Here is a 22,563-nt window from a genome sequence, read left to right as displayed (position 1 = left end):
CTATGCTAAGAGATGAGTTCGATACCAGAGTGAGTGAAATAGAAAAATATTTTTTGCTTTTACAAAAAATTGAAGGTGACTATAAAATCATCACTGATTTTAATAGAACTGAAGACTTTAGAATTGATGACGATTTATCTAAAATCTTAAAAGCAAACGGCTTTTTACTCTTATATAATCTTATAGAATCAACCCTTTTCAATAGTGTTGTTGAAATTTTTGATGAGCTAAAAACAAACGGTATAACTTATAATGCTATATCGTCCGAATTAAAAAAATTTTGGTTAAAAACTAAATATCGAAACCAAGAAGAAGAAACTCATCTCAATACTTCTCAAAAATTTTATGATTATGTAGAAGAAATTGTCAAAAATTTACCTATTGAATTAATTGTCAATAGAATAGATTATGGGGGTTCTATCGACGCTAAAAAAATAAAAGACTTTTCAAATGATTTAGGTCTTAGCTTTAATGACAATAACTACAAGTCATATCCCAATGGAAAAGCGTTTTCTATAATTAGAGATTATAGAAATAAATTAGCACATGGAAGTAACTCATTCGCTTCTATTGGTAAAGACCATACATTTAAAGGAAAGACTAAAAAAGGAGATAATAATGAAGATATTGTTACTGAATTTGGTCTTGAACATTTTAAAAAGTTTACAATTGAACATTTAACTGCATTTGTCTATTCGGTTGAGTCGTACATTAATAATGAGTTGTATAGAGCATGATAAAAGTATTTATTGCTTTCTACAACTCATTATTTCTGACCCAATACCAAACATTTATGACATCATAAAGAATATAATCAAGATAAGTTCACCTAATAGCTAAATGCTTAGACATAGTTCCCTTCTCAACAACCACAAAATCCTTTATACTGATAAAAGTAGCTTTTGCCTTGAAAAACTACTTTTATGTTGTAGCGATAATAGTCTAAACAAGTACCTCTCTCCTTTTTTAAGAAACGCTGATGAACATAAATCTGATACTTTTCATTTGAAAAAGCCATAGGATAATACTTCGTTCCTTTGATAACCTTGAAATACTCATCTTTTCCTGTAAGATTAAAAATGGCTACATCGTTGCCTTGTTCGTCGGTTTCGGATAAATTGGCAATTGTGCCATTATTGCCTTTTAGAACATAACAACCTGCATGATTTTTAGCGTCTTTTAATTCATTTAATTTTGGTTTTTGAGCTAAAACTCCAAAACTTATCAAACTCATCAGAAGTATTATCCTTTTCATTTTCTTATTCATTTAGCGTTAAAATCGTTTTCTCTTTAACGCTTTCGATGCTATCAAATTGCTTCATTGGCAAAGGCTTTACCTCGTTTCCATTTAATATAAATTGTTGATATTTCCCTTTTGGAAAAGCTAAAATGAGTTTCCAACCTGCTTTACTTTGTTCAACTGTTAGCGTCAGAGATTTCCCAATTTTTTGATAATAAATAGAAATTTCATTATCGCCAACACTTACGTTTTCTAAACTTGCTTTATCCCAAGTACTGGGCATTTGCGGTTGAATGATAATGGTTCTTTCTGCCGCATTGGGTTGAATTCCAAAGAATTGCTGTACAATGGGTACGCCATAACTGTATAAATTCCAAGCCTGAGCCACCATACCATAATCGGGCGATACTTCATAAATAGAACCGGGCAAAGCAAAACTGAAAGATTTCGTCATGCGGTTCAAATAGCCCAAAGCTGCATCTGGACGACCGTAATTATTTTCTGAAATTGCCAAGACTCCCGTCGGTAAGGTCATTACTGCACCTGTATAAGTAAATATTTTTCGATTGAGCGAAGTTGGCATTTCGTCTTTTCCAGCCGTTTCGTCACGGTCGATTCCTGTTACAAAAACGCCGAACGGACTTACGAATTTACTGGCTGTATTCAAGGCGGTAATGGCTTTGTCTGAATCGGCAATGCCCATTTCCATTGGCGTATTCACCACCCAATTGTGGTGCAAAACAAAGCCTTGTGAAGTTCCCGCTGGCAAAGCTGAGATTTTATTTTTGCTTGCCTTTAATTCTTCTACTGCCCAAGGTTTCTTTAAAGTATCGGCTCTGATGATGGCATCGTCCACCAAATGTAAGGCTTGTTCTCTTGTTCCGATAAAGTCGGCAAAGGAATTGGCATCTGCCACCCAAAAATCTTTATTAATTTTCTGACGAATCAACATGGCTTTTTCGGCGTACTCTTTTGCCAAAATATTTTCGCCCATTACTTTTGCCATTTCAGCGGCATCGGCAAAAGCTTTTTGAGTATAAACTGCCACGTCAATCATTTCAGAATTCATCCCGTGAATTTCCATCATACCAAAACCATCAGGGAATAAATTTCCGTTTGCATCATTTTTGGTCATTAACCAATTCAAACCTTTTTTTATCGTTGGAAAATACTTAGCTAAAAATTCTTTTTCGCCTGTCCATTGATATACTTTATAAATCAAGGAAGCAAATTGTGGTGTTTCATTGACGTTTCCATCATTAAAAACAGCTCCATTCGTAGAAACTTCATGCAGAATTTTGCCATTGTCGCTCGCTTTTGCAGACAGTTTATGAATCAAATCTATCGCACTATATACTTCACTTTTTCTACCTGTGGCAATTAAACCTTGCAAAGCGTACTCGCCATCTACCCCAAACCACCACGGATAATCGGGCAAACCTGCCGAAAGTCCACGACCAATTTCGGGTACATCACGAATCAACCAGTCGGTATCGTACTTCACCCAACGAAAAGCCTGTTCAAGTTTTTTATCGGGAATGGTCAAACGAGTTTTTTGTTCGATACTTTCATAACGTGCCTGTTTTTCTGCCAATAATTTATTCGCATTGGCTTGCACAAAACGATAAGTATCTTTCATTTTTTGGGATGACTGATACGAACCCGCAATGGTTATAGGCAAGGTTTTGGTACTATTGGCAGGAATCTTAACAATAAATTTCAAAGCTGACCGACAACCTTTGCCTTGTGGAGTATAATCGCAAAGGGCTTTTTCGGATAAATTTACTTTTTCAGCATTTGCCCCACCAAACATCACAAACCAGTCGTTGAGGGCATCTTTGGCAACCCAAGTTTTGGTAGTTTCGTCCCATGTGGCTTCGTCTTTTCCGTCAATCATATTGGTTCTTTCTCCTAACCAAGTCGGACGCAAATCTGTATAACCTTCAAAAGTAAACGTAAATGTTTTACTTATCGCTTCGGTATTATGAAAAGTATATTCAACGATGGCGGCTTCCTGTCCGTCTGGTACAAACTGAAAGCGTTCAACCGACAAGCCTTTCAGAGGCGATTGATAAGTAAGTTTATTCGCAAAAGGGAAATTCACAAATTCATCGGCCTGCGACAAACAAACAGTATTGCCATTTTCGGAAATCGTACCAGTAAAACCATCCATTAATTTTATTGGATGATTCCAAATACCTCCCATTTCGCCCGTAACGTGCCAGCCCAAATCTGGAAATTGTCCGTTTTGATGCCCAATTACGTAAAGTCTATCACCAGCCGTCACATAAGGAGAATTCAAATATTCTTTGCGTCCTTTGATACTTTCTACGCCAGCAAGCGAATTGGATAAGCTGAGATTCGAGGAAGTTTTTTGAGTACAATCCGTGAGAAAAATGCTTAATAAAGCAAATCCTGCGGGTACAAGTACTGTGTTCTTGAAAAGTTTCATGGATTATTTATTTATAAAAATGGAAGAGCAATGCTATTATTTATTGTTGAATTACAGACAATTCAGGGTATTTTTTAGCATAAATAATAGAAAATTTGTAAACAAAATAAGGGAAATTTCTCAAGTAAAATACCATACTCTGTAAGGAATCCGTCCTGAAAAATGGTATAATTGTATTTAGTAAAACTTTGTCACAACAAAAACTATATTCTCGATGAAAAAATCATTGTTGATTTTACTTTCTCTGGCGGTCGGTTTCACGGCTCAAGCTCAAAAAGTTCCTGTAAACATTATTCCCCAACCCGTTGAAATCACCGAACTTAGCGGCGTATTTACGCTCAATAAATCTTCAGTGATTACTTTCAATAAAGCAGAAGGGCGTGCTACGGCAGAAATGTTGGCACAAAAAATCAGTACGCCAACAGGTTTCTCTTTGAAAGTACAAGAAGGAAAAAATGGAGCGATTCAATTAAATATCAACGACGTACCAAACGAAAAAATCGGTAAAGAAGGCTATACTTTTGAATCGAATGCCAAAGGCGTAAACATCTCGGCAAATACTTCGGCTGGTTTATTTTATGGTATTCAAACTTTAGTGCAATTATTACCAAAAGAAATTGAAGGTAAAGAATTAGTTAAAACAGCTTGGACAGTTCCAGCCGTAAAAATTACCGATTATCCACGATTCGCTTGGCGTGGCGTAATGTTTGATGTGAGCCGTAATTTCTTCTCAAAAGAAGACGTAAAAAAATACATCGACCAATTGGCTCGCATGAAATACAATACTTTTCACTGGCATTTGACAGATGATGAAGGTTGGAGAATCGAAATCAAATCTTTACCGAAACTTACGCAAGTGGGTGCTTACAGAGTACCTCGCTCAGGGCATTTTGGCGACCGTGCCATTCCGAAAGAAGGCGAAGCAGCAACTGAAGGAGGTTTTTATACACAAGAAGACATCAAAGAAGTGGTACGTTATGCCCAAGAACGCAACGTAACGATTGTACCTGAAATCGACGTGCCAGGTCATAGCATGGCGGCAATTGCGGCATATCCAGAATTGAGTTGTAATAAAAATCCAAAAACGTTTGTCAATCCGGGAGCTTCCATTGCTGATTGGTACGGAAACGGTACTTTCAAAGTTTTGTATGAAAATACCTTGAATCCTTCAGACGAAAAAGTATATGAGTTTTTGGATAAAGTATTCACGGAAGTAGCCGCACTTTTCCCTAATCCATACATTCACGTAGGCGGTGACGAGTGCTACAAAGGTTTTTGGGCAGCAGACGAAGGTTGTCAAGAATTGATGAGAAAACTCAAAATTCATCACGTAGAAGACTTACAAGGCTATTTTATGAATCGTTTAGAGAAAATCTTGAAAGCGAAAGGTAAAAAGCTCATCGGTTGGGATGAAATCTTAGAAGGCGGTATTTCGCCAGAAGCAACCGTAATGAGCTGGAGAGGCATCAAAGGCGGAATTGAAGCGGCAAAATTAGGACACGACGTAGTAATGACGCCAACAACTTTTGTTTATATAGATTACAACCAAGGCGAAAATACAGTTGACCCGCCAATTTACGCAGGCTTGAGAGTAAGTAAAAGTTATAGTTTTGAACCCGTACCCGATGGTGTAGATGCCAAGTATATTTTAGGCGGACAAGCTAACCTTTGGACGGAACAAATTCCGAATTTACGTTATGCAGAGTACATGTCTTACCCAAGAGTTTGGGCTTTGGCAGACGTTTATTGGTCGCCGAAAGCTTCAAAAAATTGGGACAATTTCTCAAAACGTATGGAAGCACATTTTGAAAGAGCAAGTTTGGCACAAGTAAATTTCTCTCGTGCGGTGTATGACGCAATCGTGAAAACGAGCTTGAAAGACGGCAAACTAAGTATTGAATTAGGTACTGAAATAGCTGATTTAGACATTTATTACAGTATCGACGACACGATGCCTGATAACTTTTCAACAAAATATACTAAAACCATTGAAGCTCCAGAAGGGCCAATTACACTTAGAGTAATTACCTATCGCAAAGGTCAGCCAATTGGTCATTTAATTACTTTAAAAAGAGCAGAATTAGAGAAAAGAGCCAGTAAATAACTCGCTTTTTACTGTATTTTTTAACGTTTCGTTTTCAGATTTTTCTTTTTTACAAAAAGAAAGTTCTCGAAAAACGAAACGTTTTTTTTTCAATTAAATATTTTTTTAATCGCTCAAAATATTTGCATCTTTACGTCTCCCTGCAAAAACTTCCATGAAAGTTTTTTAATCCAGAAAAAAAACAGTAAATTTTATTGAGTAAATAATATTAGCCTGATTATTGTTAATACAAGTACAAGAAGTAGAAATGACTATAACAAACCTTTTTTTGATTCATCATCAAACTTGTATTAATCCTGAATCTGATAATAAAGCATAACCACGAACTATCAATTATGTTGAAACGACTTATATTCATATCGCTTATTTACTTTCATATTGCTGTACCTCCCATATTTGCCCAGTCGGATTACGTTAATTTCAAACGATTTTCTAATAATGAGGGACTTTCGCAAAGCCATGTAAGTGCTATCTTGAAAGATAGCAAGGGTTTTATGTGGTTTGCTACGGACGAAGGTCTTAATAAGTTTGATGCGTATAAATTTACGATTTACAAACACATCGTTACGAACAATGAAAGTATTGCCGACAACAGTGTTTACGATATTTTAGAAGACGAAGACAGTAATATTTGGGTAGCCACTGGTAGCGGACTTGATAAATTTGACAGAAAAAAAGAGACTTTTTCGCACGTTTTTACACAAAATGGCAAGCTAATTATCAGAGATATTTTTAGAGATAGTAAAAAAAGAATTTGGCTTGGAACAAACGCTGGCTTGTACTTATTCAATCCTAAAAATAGAAAAACGATTGCCTTCAAGCATGATGAGCAAAATAAAAACTCTATCAGCAATGATTACATTTTTAGAATTTGTGAAGACGACAAGCAAAATATTTGGATAGCTACGCAAAACGGACTCAATAAACTCAATCCAGAAACCCAAGTATTTACACAGTTTTTTCATAATGAAAAAGACCCGAAAAGTCTTAACTCCAATTTTATAAAAGCTGTTTTTAAAGACAGCAAGAACAATCTTTGGGTGGGTACTTTGGCTGGTGGTATCGCTAAGTACAATCCTGCTGACAATACATTTTTGTCATTTCGCCACAATCCTACCAACCCTCAAAGCCTTGGACACGACGACATACTTTCATTTGTTGAAGATGATTTTGGCAATCTTTGGATAGGAACTGAAAACGGTGGAATAAGTATTTATGATGTATCAAAAAATACATTTACAACACTTATCAACGACCCTTACGACAACAACAGTCTAAGTAACAATTCCATTTACTGTTTATACAAAGACAATATCGGTAATATTTGGGTGGGTACGTATTCGGGCGGCGTGAATTTCTTAGCAAAATCTACTAATAAATTTCCCCTTTTTAAACACCGCATTGGACAAAATAGCTTGAATAATGATATTGTTCTTGCACTTACAAACGATTCAAGAGGAAATATTTGGATAGGTACTGATGGCGGTGGCTTGAATAAATACGACCCTAAAACCAACCAATATACTTTTTACAAAAAACAGGCGAATAACCCTAATAGTCCAAATTCAGACTATGTAGTTTCGGTTATTGAGGTCGAAAAAGATATTTTAGCTCTGGGCTACCACAGAGGCGGATTTGATTTATTCAATACACAAACTGGAAAATTTACTCATCATGTTCAAGATGAAAACCTTTCGAATAGCCTTTCAGCGAAAAGTGTAAGTTGTCTTGCAAAAGACCAACAGGCTAATCTCTGGGTTGGTACTTGGAGAGGTGGGCTTAATTATTATGACCGTAAAACTAAAACTTTTACGCATTTTCTGAACGACCCCAACAATCCCAATACGATTGCAGACAATTTCGTAAGAGCTTTATATCTTGATAAAAATAATAATCTTTGGATTGGCACAGAAAATGGCTTAGATAAATACAATACACTGACCAAAACTTTTACGCATTATAAGCATGACCCTAAAAATGTAAACAGTTTAAGTAGCAATTTGATTAATACCATTTTCCAAAATGATAACGGAGATTTATGGATTGGTACTGGTGTAGGGCTAAGTATTTATCGAGCAAAAAAAGGAACATTTACCAGAATTACAGAAGATAACGGATTGCCTAATAATGTCATTCATGCTATCGTAAAAGACAATACTGGGAACTATTGGATTAGTACCAACAAAGGTATTGCCAGCTACAATCCAAACAGCAAAAAGTTTCGTAAGTATGATATTTCGGATGGTTTGCAAGGCAACGAATTCAAATCTAATTCATCACTCAAAACAAGTGATGGACGCATTTATTTTGGCGGGCCAAATGGTTATAATGCTTTTTATCCAGAACGTATTACCAACAACGACTACATTCCACCTGTTTATATTACTGATTTACTGATACTTAATAAATCTGTAAAACAAAACGAAAAAAACTCGCCACTTCAAGTAAGCATCACCGAAACGCCTAAAATTGTGCTATCGGTAGAGCAATCGGTTATTACGTTTGTATTTTCAGCATTGAACTATACACTTTCTGAAAAAAACCAGTATGCTTATAAGTTGGAAGGTTTTGATAAAATGTGGAACGAAATCGGTACGAAACGAGAAGCCACTTATACCAATTTAGACCCGGGAAATTATGTATTCAGAGTAAGAGCTTCTAACAACGACGGCGTTTGGAACAACGAAGGAACAGCCATTAACATTACGATACTTCCACCCTTTTGGCTGACTTGGTGGTTTAAGTTAATTATGTTTCTATCAATCATTGGCGGTACTTTTGGCTATTACAAATACCGCATTGGTAAGATGAACAAGCAAAAAATGCTTCTTGAAAAAGAAGTAAAATTGCGTACTGCTCAGTTGATGGAATCTACAATTCAGGAAAGAAAAGCCCGAAAAGAAGCCGAACAAGCCAACAAAGCTAAAAGTATTTTCTTGGCTACTATGAGCCACGAAATCAGAACGCCATTGAACGGTATTATCGGAGTAGCCTCGCTTTTGGAAGAAACAGAATTAAACGAAGAACAAAGAAATTATTCAAGAACGATTCACGCTTGTGGAGATGATTTATTGGCGGTAATTAATGACATTTTAGATTTTTCTAAAATTGAATCTGGTAAAATGGAATTAGAATCGAAGGATTTTAATATCAGAGTTTGTACAGAAGAAATCTTGGATGTATTTGCCGTAAAAGCAGCTACGCTCAAATTGGATTTACTTTATCAAATTGAACCAGATGTACCTACACAAATTATTGGTGATAGTTTGCGTTTGAGACAAGTATTAATGAATCTGATTGGTAATGCCATCAAATTCACTGAAAAAGGGGAAATTTTCACTCGAATCTTTATGGTGAGAAATGAACCAAATAAAGCCTTAGAAATTGGTTTCCAAGTAAAAGATACAGGCATTGGTATTCCAGCAGATAAATTAGACCGTCTGTTTAAAGCCTTTTCTCAAGTAGATTCTTCTACCACTCGCCGTTATGGCGGTACAGGTTTGGGCTTGGTGATTAGCGAAAAATTGGTACGACTCATGGGCGGAAAAATGGAAGTTGAAAGTACTTATGGCAAAGGCACAACTTTCACTTTCACCATTAAAGTAGAACCAAGCAATGCCCCTGAAATAGCTCCGCCAGCACCGATGCGAGCAGACTTTTTAGAAAACAAAAAAATATTGGTGATAGATGATAATTCAACCAATAGAAGTATTCTAAAATCTCAGCTTGAATTGTGGAAAATGATTCCGATAGTGGCATCATCTGGAAAAGAGGCTTTGGAGTACGTAGAAAAACATCCAGATTTAAGCCTTGTCATTACGGATATGCAAATGCCAGAAATGGATGGTATTGAGGTTTCTAAAGTTATTTATCATAAAAAACCCAACTTACCAATCATTCTTTTAAGTTCAATTGCTGATGAAAAGCACAAGGATTTCTCGCACTTGTTCTGTTCGGTCATGACAAAACCCGTAAAACAATACGTTTTATATAAAAATATCCTTACTAATTTAACACTTAAAGAAAATAGAGTTTTGACTGAAAAATCAAGTAATCAGCCCGTTGTCCAGAAATTAGCCAGCGATTTTGCAGAGCGTTTCCCGATTTCTATTTTAGTGGCGGAAGACAATCCAATGAATCAGAAATTCACGCTTAAAGTGTTGAGTAAATTAGGCTATGAGGCCGACTTAGCTGAAAATGGTCAATTGGCCGTTGAAGCTTTCAATAAGAAACATTATGATATTGTACTGATGGACTTACAAATGCCTGTAATGGATGGTTTGGAGGCTACCAGTCTTATTCGTAAAAAAGAAAATATCATTCAGCCAATTATTGTTGCAATGACTGCCAACATGATGAACGACTGTAAGTCTGAATGTGATGAAGTAGGTATGGACGATTATATTGGAAAACCGTTCCAGTTGGAGGCTTTTGTGAAACTGTTAGAAAAATGGGGTGGGAAAATTAATGCCAATTACCAAAAACTCAGCAAAGAAGTAGTGTAAAATACCTTATTTCAACAAAATAGCTTATACAAAAAATGCCTAACAATGATTAATATTGTTAGGCATTTTTTGTATGAACTAAACACTATTTTACTAATAATTCAAACGCACTTCCGATTTTTCTTTCTTCCAAACGTTCGGCTATTTCAGTCAAAATTGCAGGGTCATCAATCGTTGATGGCACATTGAAGGATTCACCATCAGCAATTTGTCGCATAATTTTTCTTAAAATTTTTCCTGAACGAGTTTTCGGTAAACGTTTTACTAAAATGGTATTTCTGTAAAAAGCTACCGCTCCGATTTGCTCACGGATTAATGAAACAGTATTTTGTTCTAAAGTACTTTCATCAATGGCTTGTCCATCTTTCAACACTGCAAAACCGACAGGTCTTTGTCCACGCAATTCATCTGCGATACCCACCACAGCACATTCTGCCACGGCTGGATGCGAAGCAATGATTTCTTCCATTGCTCCCGTTGAAAGTCTATGTCCTGCTACATTGATTACGTCGTCGATTCTACCCATGATAAACACATAGCCATCGTCGTCGATATAACCGCCGTCACCCGTGAGGTAATAGCCTTCAAAAGTATTCAAATAAGAAGTTTGGAAACGCTCGTCGTCATTCCAAAGTGTAGGTAAACAACCGGGAGGCAAAGGCAATTTAATACAAACATAACCATTCTGATTGGCTGGTAATTCGTCGCCTGCTTCATTCAAAATCTTGAGTTCAAAACCACAAATTGGCTTCGTAGCCGAGCCAGCTTTTACAGGAAAAGCTTCAATGCCAACCATATTTCCTACAATTCCCCAACCTGTTTCGGTTTGCCACCAGTGGTCTAAAATAGGCAATTGTGTAATTTCTTGTAACCATTCAAGGGTTGGCGGGTCGCAACGTTCGCCAGCTAAGTAAATGGCTTTTAATGAACTAAGGTCATATTTTTTCATCAATTCGGCATGCGGGTCTTCTTTTTTTATTGCCCTAAAAGCCGTTGGAGCAGTAAAGAAACATTTTACTTTATGCTCTTCTATCACTCGCCAAAAAGTACCTGCATCGGGAGTTCTGATGGGTTTTCCTTCAAACAAAATGGTAGTACAACCATAAATCAACGGTGCATAAATAATGTACGAATGCCCAACTACCCAACCTACATCCGAAGCCGCCCAATAAACATCGCCCGGCTCTACATTATAAATACTTTTCATCGAAAAGTGCATCGCCACAGCATGACCGCCGTTGTCTCTTACAATACCTTTAGGTTTGCCCGTTGTGCCAGAAGTATAAAGAATATAAAGTGGGTCGGTAGCATCTACGATTTCACAAGGTGCTTCTTCGGCATCTGCTACTAAAGTTTCGTAATCTACGTCACGGGGTTCGGTCATTGCTGCCTGAGCTTGTGGTCTTTGGAAAATCACACAATGGTCAGGTTTGTGTTCGGCTGCATGAACGGCATCATCCAACAAAGGCTTGTAAGGAATTACTTTTTCAAACTCGATACCGCATGAAGCTGAAATAATTACTTTAGGTTTTGCATCGTCGATTCTAACGGCTAATTCGTGCGGAGCAAAACCGCCAAACACCACTGAGTGAATAGCTCCAAGCCTTGCACAAGCCAACATTGCCATTGCCGCTTGTGGAATCATGGGCATATAAATCACTACGGTATCGCCTTTGGCAACGCCTAATTTTTTAAGTCCGCCCGCCAATTTGGCTACTTCGCTTGTTAATTCTGTATAGCTATACTTTTTTACTGATTTGGTAGCTGGGGAGTCGTAAATAAGGGCAGTTTGGTCGCCTCTACCATTCTCTACATGGTAGTCTAAGGCCAAATAGGCAGTATTCATCTTGCCTCCTTTGAACCATCTATAAAAACCCTTCTCGTCAACAGATAGCGTTTGTTCTGGAGTTTTGAACCACGAAATGTTAGTGGCTTGTTCAGCCCAAAAAGCCTCTCGACTATTGATGCTGAAAGAGTATCTTTCTACGTAATACATTGATTTATAAGTTTATACAATTGTTTTGTTATATCCCTGAAGTAATTTCGCTGAGTATTTTCACTAAAAATAAATACCTAAATGTTCAACGGAATCGTTGGTTTTTGAACATTTATTCCCTCGAAATTTTCCTTCAAAAAATTGATTTGTTTTCTAAGTACTAATTTAAGAATTAGTAAGAAATTCTCTTAAAAAACTTAGCTAATTAGCTATTTGTACTTTTGGCTATGAAACTACCCAAGATGAGCTATAAAAAGAAGAAGTATAGCCCTAAAATGCAGCAACATTTAGGGCTATTGATAAAATTATTTTACCTAAAAATCAAGGTTTCCTAATTGGTTAATGTCTTTCACTTCAATGATTTTTTGCTGATAACCATTCAACGTTACATTTATCATTGCCAAGCCTACTTGTTGCAAAGTACTGGCGGAATTGGGGAAAAATCTTTTTAAAATCGGATACATCCAACCAATATAAGTATAAAATGATAGGGTGTTTTTCAAGCCTTTTGTGGGATGAATATAGCCCGGACGAAAAGCAAATACTTGCTTAAATGGCAATTTCATCAAATCATTTTCTGTTTTTCCTTTTACTCTTGCCCACATACTTTTCCCTTTTTCTGTGCTATCGGTACTTGCACCAGAAACATAACAGAATGTCATATCTGTATTTTGTTGGCTCAGTATTGTTGCAAAACCCAAAGTCAGCGTATAAGTGAGTTTGGTGTACTCAGGCTCTTTTTTGCCAACAGAGGTAACTCCCAAGCAGAAAAAACAGGCATCGTAGCCTGTAAGTTGTGATTTTACGGCTGTAAAATCATAGAAATCTTGGTGAATGATTTCCTTTAATTTCGGGTGACTCACTCCGCAAGGTTTTCTATTGATTACTAAAACTTCCTCTACGGAATCGTGCAATAGACATTCGTGCAGAACGCCTTCGCCTACCATACCTGTTGCCCCTGTGACGATTACTTTAATTGTACGCTGTTTCATTGTGCGTTGTTGTTATTCTGATTCTAAAAGTAAATTCACCGCTGCCCGAGCCATGTGTGTTGGCGAAGCTGAAGCAAACAAAGGTTGCACTACTTTTAAAATATTGGTTGTATAGCGATTATCAACATTGATGCTATCTAAAGTACTAAACAAGCTATTGCAAAGTAAAAAATGATACTGTTGGTCTCTAAGGTCGAACACAATTATTGCCTTTGTAATTCCCCAATCTACATCCAAACAATACAAAAAAACAGGAAAATCTAATACATCTAAACCATTGAGTGATGCAAACAAGTCGGCATCAAAAAATTCGTATTCAAAGAAAGTATGAGTAATGTTTTTTTCCTTTAAGATTTTTGAAAGTTCATATAGCTTTTGCTTCATTATCACCAGTGGAATATCTTCGGGAGCGTATTTGCTAAAGGGTTGCCACGATAAAGAACTCAATTCATAGTATTCAAGCGAAGACTTTGCTAAGTCTAATTTATAGTCGAAAAGCGGATAACCCGGTGCAAAATAACCTGGATAAAAATACTTCAAACCTTGCTGCTTTGAATACTTCATTTTTAGCAACATCAAGTATTTTCCCAAACTGTATTTGCGATAGTCGGGGTCGTAAAAGCAACTAATGCCTGCGGAAGTGTTTTCGCCTAAATCGAAAAAACCTGTTGCAATCAGTTTTTGCTGGTCGTAGATATTTACTTGATAAGTATTATAAATATCATTTTTGCCATCATGATAAAGTAAGTATTCCAAAGATGGAGCGGCCTCGAAACTGATATGATTTTTATACTTCAAAAAAAGCTCTTCATGCGTAGCAGTTACCTTTACTGGTACAATTTCAACGCTAAAAGCGGCATTGAGTTTCTCTAATTTTAGCTGTGTTTTAGACGGCACAAAAGTATCTAAATCAATTCTTAGCCAAATAGCACTGTAAAATACACCTGAAAATCTCAGAAAATTAGTCGTAAAAATGGTTTGTCCCATTCTAAACCATCCGTGAGCAAGGTAATTGTCAAGTTCTTTAGGATGTAGGGCGGTTGGATAGTTTAATTTCGCAAGCATCTTTAATCAAAAACAAAAGGTAAATAGTGATAAAAGTAAGCAAAATGTTTGTCTATTGAAAGTATGGATTTTATTCAGAATACGAATACTTTTTTGGCTCGCTCTTAAAATTTCTCTATCGAATAGCAACCGCAAAGCTCAAAATAAAGACTGAGAAAAATCACCTTCCATTTATACAGCGAATTTGCTACTTTTGATAAATCACTTAAAAGCAATCTTTTAGTGTAATATCAAACCAAAAACCAGATGAAAATTGTCTATTTTCTATTCTTTTCCCTCCTATTCCTTTCTTGTAAAGAAAAGCAAGAGCAAACACAAGTAGAAATAATGAATATTTCGGAGTCGGTGTATGCTTCAGGAATTGTAAAAAGTAAAAATCAATATCAAGTTTTTTCTAAAGTAAGCGGTATCATCGACGAGCTGTATGTGAAAGAAGGAGATTTCGTACAGAAAGGTCAGCCTTTGATGAAAATCTTTAACCAAACCAGCCGACTAAATACCGAAAATGCGGCTTTGTTGGCTGAAAACTCTGCTCTTCAAGCCAATGCCGACAAACTGAAAGATTTGAGTATTGCGATAGAACTGGCTCATAAAAAACTTCAAAATGATTCTTTACTTTTTGTCCGTCAGAGTAATCTTTGGTCACAACAAGTAGGTACAAAAGTAGAATTCGAGCAAAGAGAATTGGCTTATAGCAATTCAAAAATTGCGTATCAATCTGCCATTTTGAAGTACAAAGAATTGAAGCGACAAGTAAATTTTTCGGCAGCACAATCCAAGAAAAATTTAGCCATTAGCCAAACGATGGAAGCCGATTATACTTTGAAAAGCGAGTACACAGGACGATTGTACAGTTTGCAAAAAGAAAAAGGCGAAATGGTAAATGCACAAACGGCTGTGGCTACGATTGGCGATGCCAATTTGTTCAGTTTAGAATTGCAAGTAGATGAAGACGATATTGTCAGCATAAAAAAAGGACAAGTAATAATGGTGACTTTAGACAGTTATCAAGGCGAAGCTTTTGAAGCTGTGGTTGAAGAGATTGACCCTTTGATGAATGAAAAAACAAGAGCCTTCACGGTAAAAGCCAACTTTACAAAACAACCTCAATTACTTTTCCCAAATCTGACGGTTGAAGCCAATATTATTCTACAAACCAAAGCAAAAGTGCTGACCATTCCACGAAATTATTTGATAGAAGACACTTATGTTTTGAACGAAAAGAATGAAAAAATAAAAGTAAAAACAGGTTTGAAAGATTATCAAAAAGTAGAAATCATTTCAGGTTTACAAGCCAAAGACATCATTCTAAAACCTACAAAATGAACACAAAACTGATTATTCGTATCGCTAAATCGCTTTTATTAGCTCGCTGGCGACAAACACTTGTGGCAGCCGTAGGGGTTACTTTCAGTATCACGATGTTCATTACTTTATTGGGTTTTATGAATGGGTTGAACGATTTATTGGATAGTTTAATTCTCAACCGCACGCCACACGTTAGACTTTTTAATGATATAAAAGCCAGTAAAAACCAACCTATCGACCTTTCTGGGCGGTTTAAGGCTTACCATAATTTTATCAAATCTATCAAACCAAGTGGCAACAGCACCGAAATCCGTAACAACGGATTAATCATGCAAGTGCTTCGCAAAGACGACCGAGTACTGGGCATTTCGCCAAAAATGACGGCACAAGTATTTTATAATATTGGCGAAATAGACATTACAGGCGTTGTAAATGGCATTGATGTAGAAGCAGAAAGTAAGTTATTTTTCTTTCAAGATTATGTTACCGAAGGCTCGTATCTTGATTTAAAAAATGTACCTAACAGTATTATTTTGGGCAAAGGTGCAGCCGACAAAATGCTGGCAAAAATTGGTGATGTCATTCAAATTACCACGCCCAAAGGCGAAAGATTTCCCTTGAAAGTAGTTGGTTATTTTCAGTCGGGCATTGTGGATATTGATAAAGTACAAAGTTATGCTTCCATCAAAACTGCACAAAAATTATTGGGAGTTACCAACAGTTATGTTACCGACATTCAGGTAAAACTTAAAGACATGACGCTCGCTCCTGTCCTTAGCAAAGAGTACGCCCATATTTTCAATACCGATGCCGAAGATATTCAAACCGCCAATTCGCAGTTTGAAACTGGGAGTTCAATTCGTACTTTGATTTCCTACGCCGTGGGAATTACTTTATTAATTGTGGCAGGTTTTGGGATTTATAATATTCTGAACATGATGATTTATGAAAAAATGGATACCATCGCCATTTTAAAAGCCACAGGTTTTTCGGGAAAAGATGTGAATAGAATCTTTATTACGATAGCCCTAAGTATTGGCTTTTTTGGTGGAATTACCGGTTTAGTTTGTGGGTTTTTACTCTCTTCGGTTATCGACCAAATTCCATTCAATACAGCAGCATTGCCAACCGTGAGTACCTATCCGATAAATTACGACCTTAAATTTTACTTTATCGGAATATCTTTCTCATTAATCACAACCTATTTCGCTGGACTTTTCCCTGCACGCAAAGCAAGTAAAATCGACCCTGTGGACATTATTAGAGGAAAATAATATGCAACATTCAACCATTATTGAGGCAAAAGCCATCAACAAAAGTTTCCACGACCCCGTAACGATTCCGATTTTGAAGGATATTAATTTTTCTGTAAACAAAGGAGAATTTACTTCAATCGTAGGAAAATCTGGTTGTGGAAAATCTACTTTGCTGTATATTCTTTCTACAATGGATACCGACTATGAAGGCGAATTATTGATTGATGGTATCAGTATGCAAGGCAAAAAAGAGCAAGATTTAGCAAGAGTAAGAAATGAAAAAATTGGTTTTGTTTTTCAATTTCACTATTTATTGAATGAGTTTACGGTTTTACAAAATGTCATGTTGCCAGGTTTGAAACTCAATAAATATTCAGAGCAAGAATTAGAACACCGAGCCATGGAACATCTCAGAAAGTTAGGCATCGAAAACCAAGCCTTGAAAAGTGCGACACAACTTTCGGGCGGAGAAAAACAAAGAGTAGCCATTGCCAGAGCCTTAATCAACGACCCACTGATAATTATGGGCGACGAACCTACGGGCAATTTAGACAAAAAGAATACAGAAGTAGTTTTTGAAATTTTTCAACAATTAGCCACCGAGTACCACCAAGCCCTATTAATCGTAACCCACGACCCAAGCTTTGCCAGTAGAACAAATCGAATTATTGAAATGGAGGATGGGAGGATTATTAAGAGTTAAAATAAATTTATTTTTGTTATTTTTATGATTAAAACTTTCAAATCTATTATGCGACTTATATCACTATGAATAAAACTCAAAGAGACAGCTTAAAAAGTAGATTAAAAGCACTATCGTATTACCAAATTGCTGGTGGTGTTTATGGTATTGGTAATATAATTTGGGTTATTTCTACCAGTATAATTACAATGGATAGACTCTTCTTTTTAGTACTCATTATCCCTCTTACAATTCTTAATTCCTACTCCATTTTTGTTGGAAAACAGTTATTGAAAGGTAAAATTGAAAACGGGTTAAAACATTCAATGATTAATCAGGCATTACAAGTATTTTATTTTGAATTGTTTGGATATGCTTACCAATTCATTGCTGGTATTGGAGTAGTTTTTACCATCGATTATACAGATGACCTACTTTTAAGAACCACATTTTCTCTGCCCACATCACAATTATCAATCAATTTTAATGGCGATTTAATAATAGCTGGATTAAACCTAATACCATTGTTTTTGATTAGATTTATTATTAAGGCTCAGGAAAAAATTGAAGATCTAAATTATGAATTCAGATTATGAAATATCAGATTCTTGAGTGTTATTCCGTAAATTTGATTATCAATTAGCTATATCATGAGAGCAAAATATATCAACCCATTTACAGATTTCGGATTCAAAAAAATCTTTGGCGAAGAAGCAAGTAAACCCCAATTACTTGACTTCCTGAATGCCCTATTGCCTCAAGCCAATAAAATTGTTGATTTATCATTCAAAAATGCCGAACAATTAGGCATAACAGATGCTGATAGAAAAGCGATTTATGATATTTACTGCGAAAATGAAAAGGGTGAGAAGTTCATTGTTGAACTTCAAAAAGCGAAGCAAAATTACTTCAGAGAAAGAACTATCTATTACTCAACTTTCCCTATCAGAGAGCAAGCAGAAAAGGGTAATTGGAATTATAATTTAAAAGCTGTTTACTGTATTGGTATCTTAGACTTTACTTTTGATGATTACGAAGCTGAAACAGAAAAACACGAGGTTGTTCATTTTATCAAACTAAAAGACCAAAAGGGGAAAGTATTTTACGATAAACTTACCTATATCTATCTTGAAATGCCCAATTTCAAGAAAAGCGAAGCAGAACTTGAAACTCGCTTAGATAAATGGCTGTATTTTATCCAAAATTTAGAAGATTTCCAATCGATACCTATCATCTTTAAAGAGGAAGTATTTACACAAGCTTTCGAGAAAGCTGAAATTGCCAAATACAACCAAGTAGAATTAGATAGCTATGAAAGTAGCCTGAAGGTTTTTAGAGACAACAAGGCAACATTCGACTATGCCAAAGAAACAGCCTATAACGAAGGCATTGCAGATGGTATTAAAGAAGGAGAACTGAAAGCTAAATTAGAAATAGCTAAAACGCTCAAAGCCAATGGTGTTCCTACTGAGCTTATTATTTTGACAACTAAGTTAAGTAAAGAAGAAATAGAAAAGCTCTGAGATTTTAATAAAAATCTCAGAGCTTCACACTTCATAGCTATTGATTAATAACTCAACTCTACAATTTCTTTTACTATCGCAGGCGTGATGTCTTTACGTTCGCCGAGAGCTTTCCAACCTCTTTCTGTGAAACGTTTTTCGATAAAATCTGCTGATTTCGCATAATCATCTGTGTATTCAGATAAGCGAGTTTTTACGCCTAATTCATGTAAAAACGCTACTGTGCGGTCGATGGCAGCATTGGCTCTTTCTTCCAAAGTTCCTTCGGTGATATTCCAAATTCTCTGCCCGTATTGTGCCAACTTTTCCTTTTTGTTCTCGAAACGTACTTTATAAAGATTAGGGAAAATTATCGCTAAGGTTCTTGCATGGTCGATATTGTACAAGGCTGTTAGTTCGTGACCAATGGCATGAGTTGCCCAGTCGGTCGGAACGCCTTTTTGTATCAAACCATTCAAAGCCATTGTACAACTCCACATAAAATTAGCCGCTGCCTGATAATCGCTTGGGTCTTCAATGATTTTTGGAGCTACTTCTACTAAAGTCTGTAAAATACTTTCTGCAAAACGGTCTTGTAGTAAAGCACCTGCTGGGTAGGTCAAATACTGTTCCAATACGTGCGTATAAGCATCTACAATACCATTGACCAATTGTGTTTTAGGAATACTTTTGATTACTTCTGGGTCGAGTACCGAGAACTTAGGGAATAATCCTGGGCCACCCATTCCTAATTTTTCATGCGTTGATTTACGGGTAATTACCGCTCCAGAATTCATTTCTGTACCTGTTGCTGGCAAAGTAAGTACTGTTCCGAAAGGCATTGCTTTGGTTGTACGCACAGGCTTGGTTAAAATCTCCCAAGGGTCGCCCTCATAATCTACGGCTGCCACTAAGAATTTTGTTCCATCTATGACCGAACCGCCGCCTACTGCTAATACAAAATCAACCTTTTCAGCACGCATGATTTCTACGGCTTTCATCAAAGTTTCATAACTTGGATTTGGTTCGATACCCGAAAATTCTATTACTTTTCTGCCTGCTAAAGCTTTGGTTACTTGTTCATAAACGCCGTTTGTCTTGATACTTCCTCCGCCATAAGTCATTAATATTGTTGCGTCCGTAGGAATTTCTTTGGCTATCGTAGCGATTTGTCCCTTACCAAAAATGATTTTTGTGGGGTTCTGAAAATCGAAATTTAACATGGTGAATTTTGTTTTGTTTATCATTTTAATGCAAAACTGCATAATTCCTCAACAAGCCTGTGGTTTGAAAAGTTTCTGTGATACGTTTTCTCTATACGGTCGTCTCAATCCTTTTTGCTTTATTTATCAATTACAATGCCTTCGTATTCGCCAATTTTAGCTACTTGGAAATGTATAAAACCATCTTTCCATGTATATTTTACAGGTGATTTTGTAGCTAAGTTATATACTTTTGAAGGCTTGAAGCTTGTCTTGATTGTAAAATTACGTCCATAAACAGGTAAGGCATCAAAGTAAGAATTCCCACTAAAGCCTGTAAGATTGATGAGATGTACTATCAAACCATTGTCTGTATTTCCGATATTTTTATTGGCTATATTTTTTCCGTAGGCTTGCAAAATCACTTCTATCCTTTCGGGTGCATCGGTTTGAACAAGTTCTTTTGCTTTCGGAAATATATAATCTATCGCATCTAAAAGTATATTTTTATGTTCTTCGTAGCCATGTAAATAGTATAGCTTCCCGATATTGATGGGCAATATTACATTTTTACTTTGTGGGAATTCTTTTATTCCCATCGCATAGTAATTAATTGGGTCGTGTCCTCCAATGATTTCTGGCGGCCCGGGTCTTCCTTTACTTAGGATTGGAAATAGCTTTTTGTCTGTTCCTGATAAATCATAAAGCCCTAAATTGAATTTCCAAAACAGCATTTTTTGCAGGGTAAAACGCTTGAGAATATTAGCATCATTTGGTTGTAAATAAAAGCCTGTTCCGTCGTGGTCTTTATTGATAATCTTTGCTCCGAATAGCTCTTTCAATGTTTCGGGACTATCAAATAAACTTCTGTTGGTGGCTATAATATTTGTCCCTGCTTTGCTTATTTCTTTCAGTAGTGCTATGGCTTCTGGTTTTAGGTAAGTAATTTCTGGCAGGATGATTAATTGATATTGTTTTACTTTATCCGCTACATTGGCAAGCTGTGCATCTTCAATAATATCAAAAGGCAAATGTGCTTCTTTTAACATTAACTGAATACCTCGGTACTCTTGCATGGGGTCGCCATTTGGCCATGAACCTGGAGCTATTAATGCTATTTTGGCAACAGATTTATAATTTCCGAAATAGGCTTCGTGCTTTTTGTGAAAAGCGTAAATCTTTTTAAACACTGGATAATTTCTTTCGTCTTCATAACCTCGCATATCGCCCATCATGCTCATATCTAAACCTGAACCATTGGCAATATTTTCGTACAACCTGATACTTACTTCTTCTGGTTCGGCGGCATTATAACGTGACTGAAATGAGATTTGCTGAATACTTGCATTACTGATAATATGGTTTGGAAACGAATTGCGTGCATTACTCACATTATCCGATGCCGAATATGGCCAATAAGGCAAATTACTGGTTTGGGATTCATGGCGAATAATGTCCACGTGTTTATCCAGATAAGTACAAATAGCAATTTGTTCGCTCTTGGACTTTACTAATTTATGCAATCGCTCCGACCAATCTTCAATGGTACTTTTTTTGAAAGCTAAGTATTCTTGAAAAACTGGGTCGGCTTTATCTTCTACTGTTGGTAAGGTTTTTCCATTACTGTATTCGGCAAAACGTTTTTTATCATACTCATTTTGGTCGATACCATGATATTTGCCTTCATAAGGGTTATTTACTTGATAACCCGGCATATTTAGGAAGATTCCGTCAACAGGAAAAAAATCTATGACTTCTTCAATAATCTTAAAAGCCTTTTCTTGCACATAAGGGGCGTTGATTGAAACAACATACATATCAGTATTGATAATACGCTCATTCTTGGCTGAGATATAACACCAATCTGGATGTGCCTTGAAGATACTTTCGTGAACTCTACTAAAGTCAAAACGAACGATGACCTTAATATTTTTTTGATGACATTTATCCACTACTTCTTTCAACATATTATTTTTCATCCAAGGATTCTTGTAATGAAAATCCAGCTTGGTATCATAAAAAGCCATGATTCCTCCTGCATTGATGATGAGCGTATTAGCAGAAAAATCCACTAAATCTTTTACTAAGGAATCGGGATTGAGCGTAGCGGCTTCGTAGGCAGGAAGATTGGTTTGTATTACTCTTAAATTATTTTGCTTCCACCAAAATTTGGGAGATGATTGTTGAGCAAAAATGCCTTCTGACAAACATGATAATAATAAAAACAGGGAAAGGATTCTCATAGATTAAATATTAAAG

Annotated in this window: 15 protein-coding genes; 8 read left to right on the top strand and 7 right to left on the bottom strand. The window is 36.3% G+C overall.

What is annotated here, in order from left to right:
* Positions 1 to 2 precede the first annotated feature (2 nt).
* Positions 3 to 737: an MAE_28990/MAE_18760 family HEPN-like nuclease gene (locus VB248_RS01940; protein WP_323295038.1), complete on the top strand. Its 735-nt coding sequence runs from the start codon at positions 3 to 5 to the stop codon at positions 735 to 737.
* Positions 738 to 862: 125 nt separating this feature from the next.
* On the opposite strand, the gene VB248_RS01935 is transcribed toward VB248_RS01940, so the two are convergent.
* Positions 863 to 1,255: a hypothetical protein gene (locus VB248_RS01935; RefSeq protein WP_323295037.1), complete on the bottom strand. Its 393-nt coding sequence runs from the start codon at positions 1,253 to 1,255 to the stop codon at positions 863 to 865.
* A gap of 4 nt (positions 1,256 to 1,259) precedes the next feature.
* Positions 1,260 to 3,692, bottom strand: a complete 2,433-nt coding sequence (locus VB248_RS01930; RefSeq protein ID WP_323295036.1) for an alpha-L-rhamnosidase-related protein — start codon at positions 3,690 to 3,692, stop codon at positions 1,260 to 1,262.
* Between the two features lie 214 nt (positions 3,693 to 3,906).
* Here VB248_RS01930 and VB248_RS01925 point away from each other — a divergent pair, with 214 nt between their 5' ends.
* Together VB248_RS01925 and VB248_RS01920 are read left to right on the top strand one after the other, a co-directional pair.
* Positions 3,907 to 5,796, top strand: a complete 1,890-nt coding sequence (locus tag VB248_RS01925) for a beta-N-acetylhexosaminidase (protein WP_323295035.1) — start codon at positions 3,907 to 3,909, stop codon at positions 5,794 to 5,796.
* A gap of 335 nt (positions 5,797 to 6,131) precedes the next feature.
* Positions 6,132 to 10,301 carry a hybrid sensor histidine kinase/response regulator gene (locus tag VB248_RS01920; protein ID WP_323295034.1) on the top strand — a complete coding sequence of 1,390 codons (4,170 nt, stop codon included), beginning with the start codon at positions 6,132 to 6,134 and terminating at the stop codon, positions 10,299 to 10,301.
* Positions 10,302 to 10,386: 85 nt separating this feature from the next.
* On the opposite strand, the gene VB248_RS01915 is transcribed toward VB248_RS01920, so the two are convergent.
* From VB248_RS01915 to VB248_RS01905, 3 genes are all read right to left on the bottom strand, one after another.
* Positions 10,387 to 12,297: a propionyl-CoA synthetase gene (locus VB248_RS01915; RefSeq protein WP_323295033.1), complete on the bottom strand. Its 1,911-nt coding sequence runs from the start codon at positions 12,295 to 12,297 to the stop codon at positions 10,387 to 10,389.
* A gap of 314 nt (positions 12,298 to 12,611) precedes the next feature.
* On the bottom strand, positions 12,612 to 13,289 hold the full coding sequence (locus VB248_RS01910) for an NAD-dependent epimerase/dehydratase family protein (RefSeq protein ID WP_323295032.1): 678 nt from the start codon (positions 13,287 to 13,289) through the stop codon (positions 12,612 to 12,614).
* Positions 13,290 to 13,301: 12 nt separating this feature from the next.
* Positions 13,302 to 14,354: an arginyl-tRNA--protein arginylyltransferase gene (locus tag VB248_RS01905; RefSeq protein WP_323295031.1), complete on the bottom strand. Its 1,053-nt coding sequence runs from the start codon at positions 14,352 to 14,354 to the stop codon at positions 13,302 to 13,304.
* 246 nt (positions 14,355 to 14,600) lie between these two features.
* On the opposite strand from VB248_RS01905, the gene VB248_RS01900 reads away from it, so the two are divergent.
* The 5 genes from VB248_RS01900 to VB248_RS01880 all read left to right on the top strand — a co-directional run bounded on the left by VB248_RS01900 (position 14,601) and on the right by VB248_RS01880 (position 19,123).
* Positions 14,601 to 15,680, top strand: a complete 1,080-nt coding sequence (locus VB248_RS01900; protein ID WP_323295030.1) for an efflux RND transporter periplasmic adaptor subunit — start codon at positions 14,601 to 14,603, stop codon at positions 15,678 to 15,680.
* Complete coding sequence (locus tag VB248_RS01895) at positions 15,677 to 16,936, top strand: ABC transporter permease (RefSeq protein WP_323295029.1); 1,260 nt, start codon at positions 15,677 to 15,679, stop codon at positions 16,934 to 16,936. Before VB248_RS01900 ends, VB248_RS01895 begins: the two co-directional genes overlap by 4 nt.
* Before the next feature lies 1 nt (position 16,937).
* Positions 16,938 to 17,621 carry an ABC transporter ATP-binding protein gene (locus VB248_RS01890; RefSeq protein ID WP_323295028.1) on the top strand — a complete coding sequence of 228 codons (684 nt, stop codon included), beginning with the start codon at positions 16,938 to 16,940 and terminating at the stop codon, positions 17,619 to 17,621.
* A 65-nt stretch (positions 17,622 to 17,686) separates the two neighbouring features.
* Positions 17,687 to 18,196, top strand: a complete 510-nt coding sequence (locus tag VB248_RS01885) for a hypothetical protein (RefSeq protein WP_323295027.1) — start codon at positions 17,687 to 17,689, stop codon at positions 18,194 to 18,196.
* 54 nt (positions 18,197 to 18,250) lie between these two features.
* Positions 18,251 to 19,123, top strand: coding sequence for an Rpn family recombination-promoting nuclease/putative transposase (locus tag VB248_RS01880; protein ID WP_323295026.1), 873 nt, complete (start codon positions 18,251 to 18,253; stop codon positions 19,121 to 19,123).
* Between the two features lie 44 nt (positions 19,124 to 19,167).
* On the opposite strand, the gene VB248_RS01875 is transcribed toward VB248_RS01880, so the two are convergent.
* The gene (locus VB248_RS01875) at positions 19,168 to 20,325 is read right to left on the bottom strand and encodes an iron-containing alcohol dehydrogenase (RefSeq protein WP_323295025.1); all 1,158 of its coding nucleotides are present in this window, start codon (positions 20,323 to 20,325) and stop codon (positions 19,168 to 19,170) included.
* 119 nt (positions 20,326 to 20,444) lie between these two features.
* On the bottom strand, positions 20,445 to 22,547 hold the full coding sequence (locus tag VB248_RS01870; protein ID WP_323295024.1) for an alpha-amylase family protein: 2,103 nt from the start codon (positions 22,545 to 22,547) through the stop codon (positions 20,445 to 20,447).
* Between the last annotated feature and the right edge of the window lie 16 nt (positions 22,548 to 22,563).

Source organism: Arcicella rigui (genome assembly GCF_034929435.1).
Lineage (GTDB): Bacteria > Bacteroidota > Bacteroidia > Cytophagales > Spirosomataceae > Arcicella > Arcicella rigui.
This window is presented reverse-complemented; position numbering and strand designations above follow the sequence as displayed.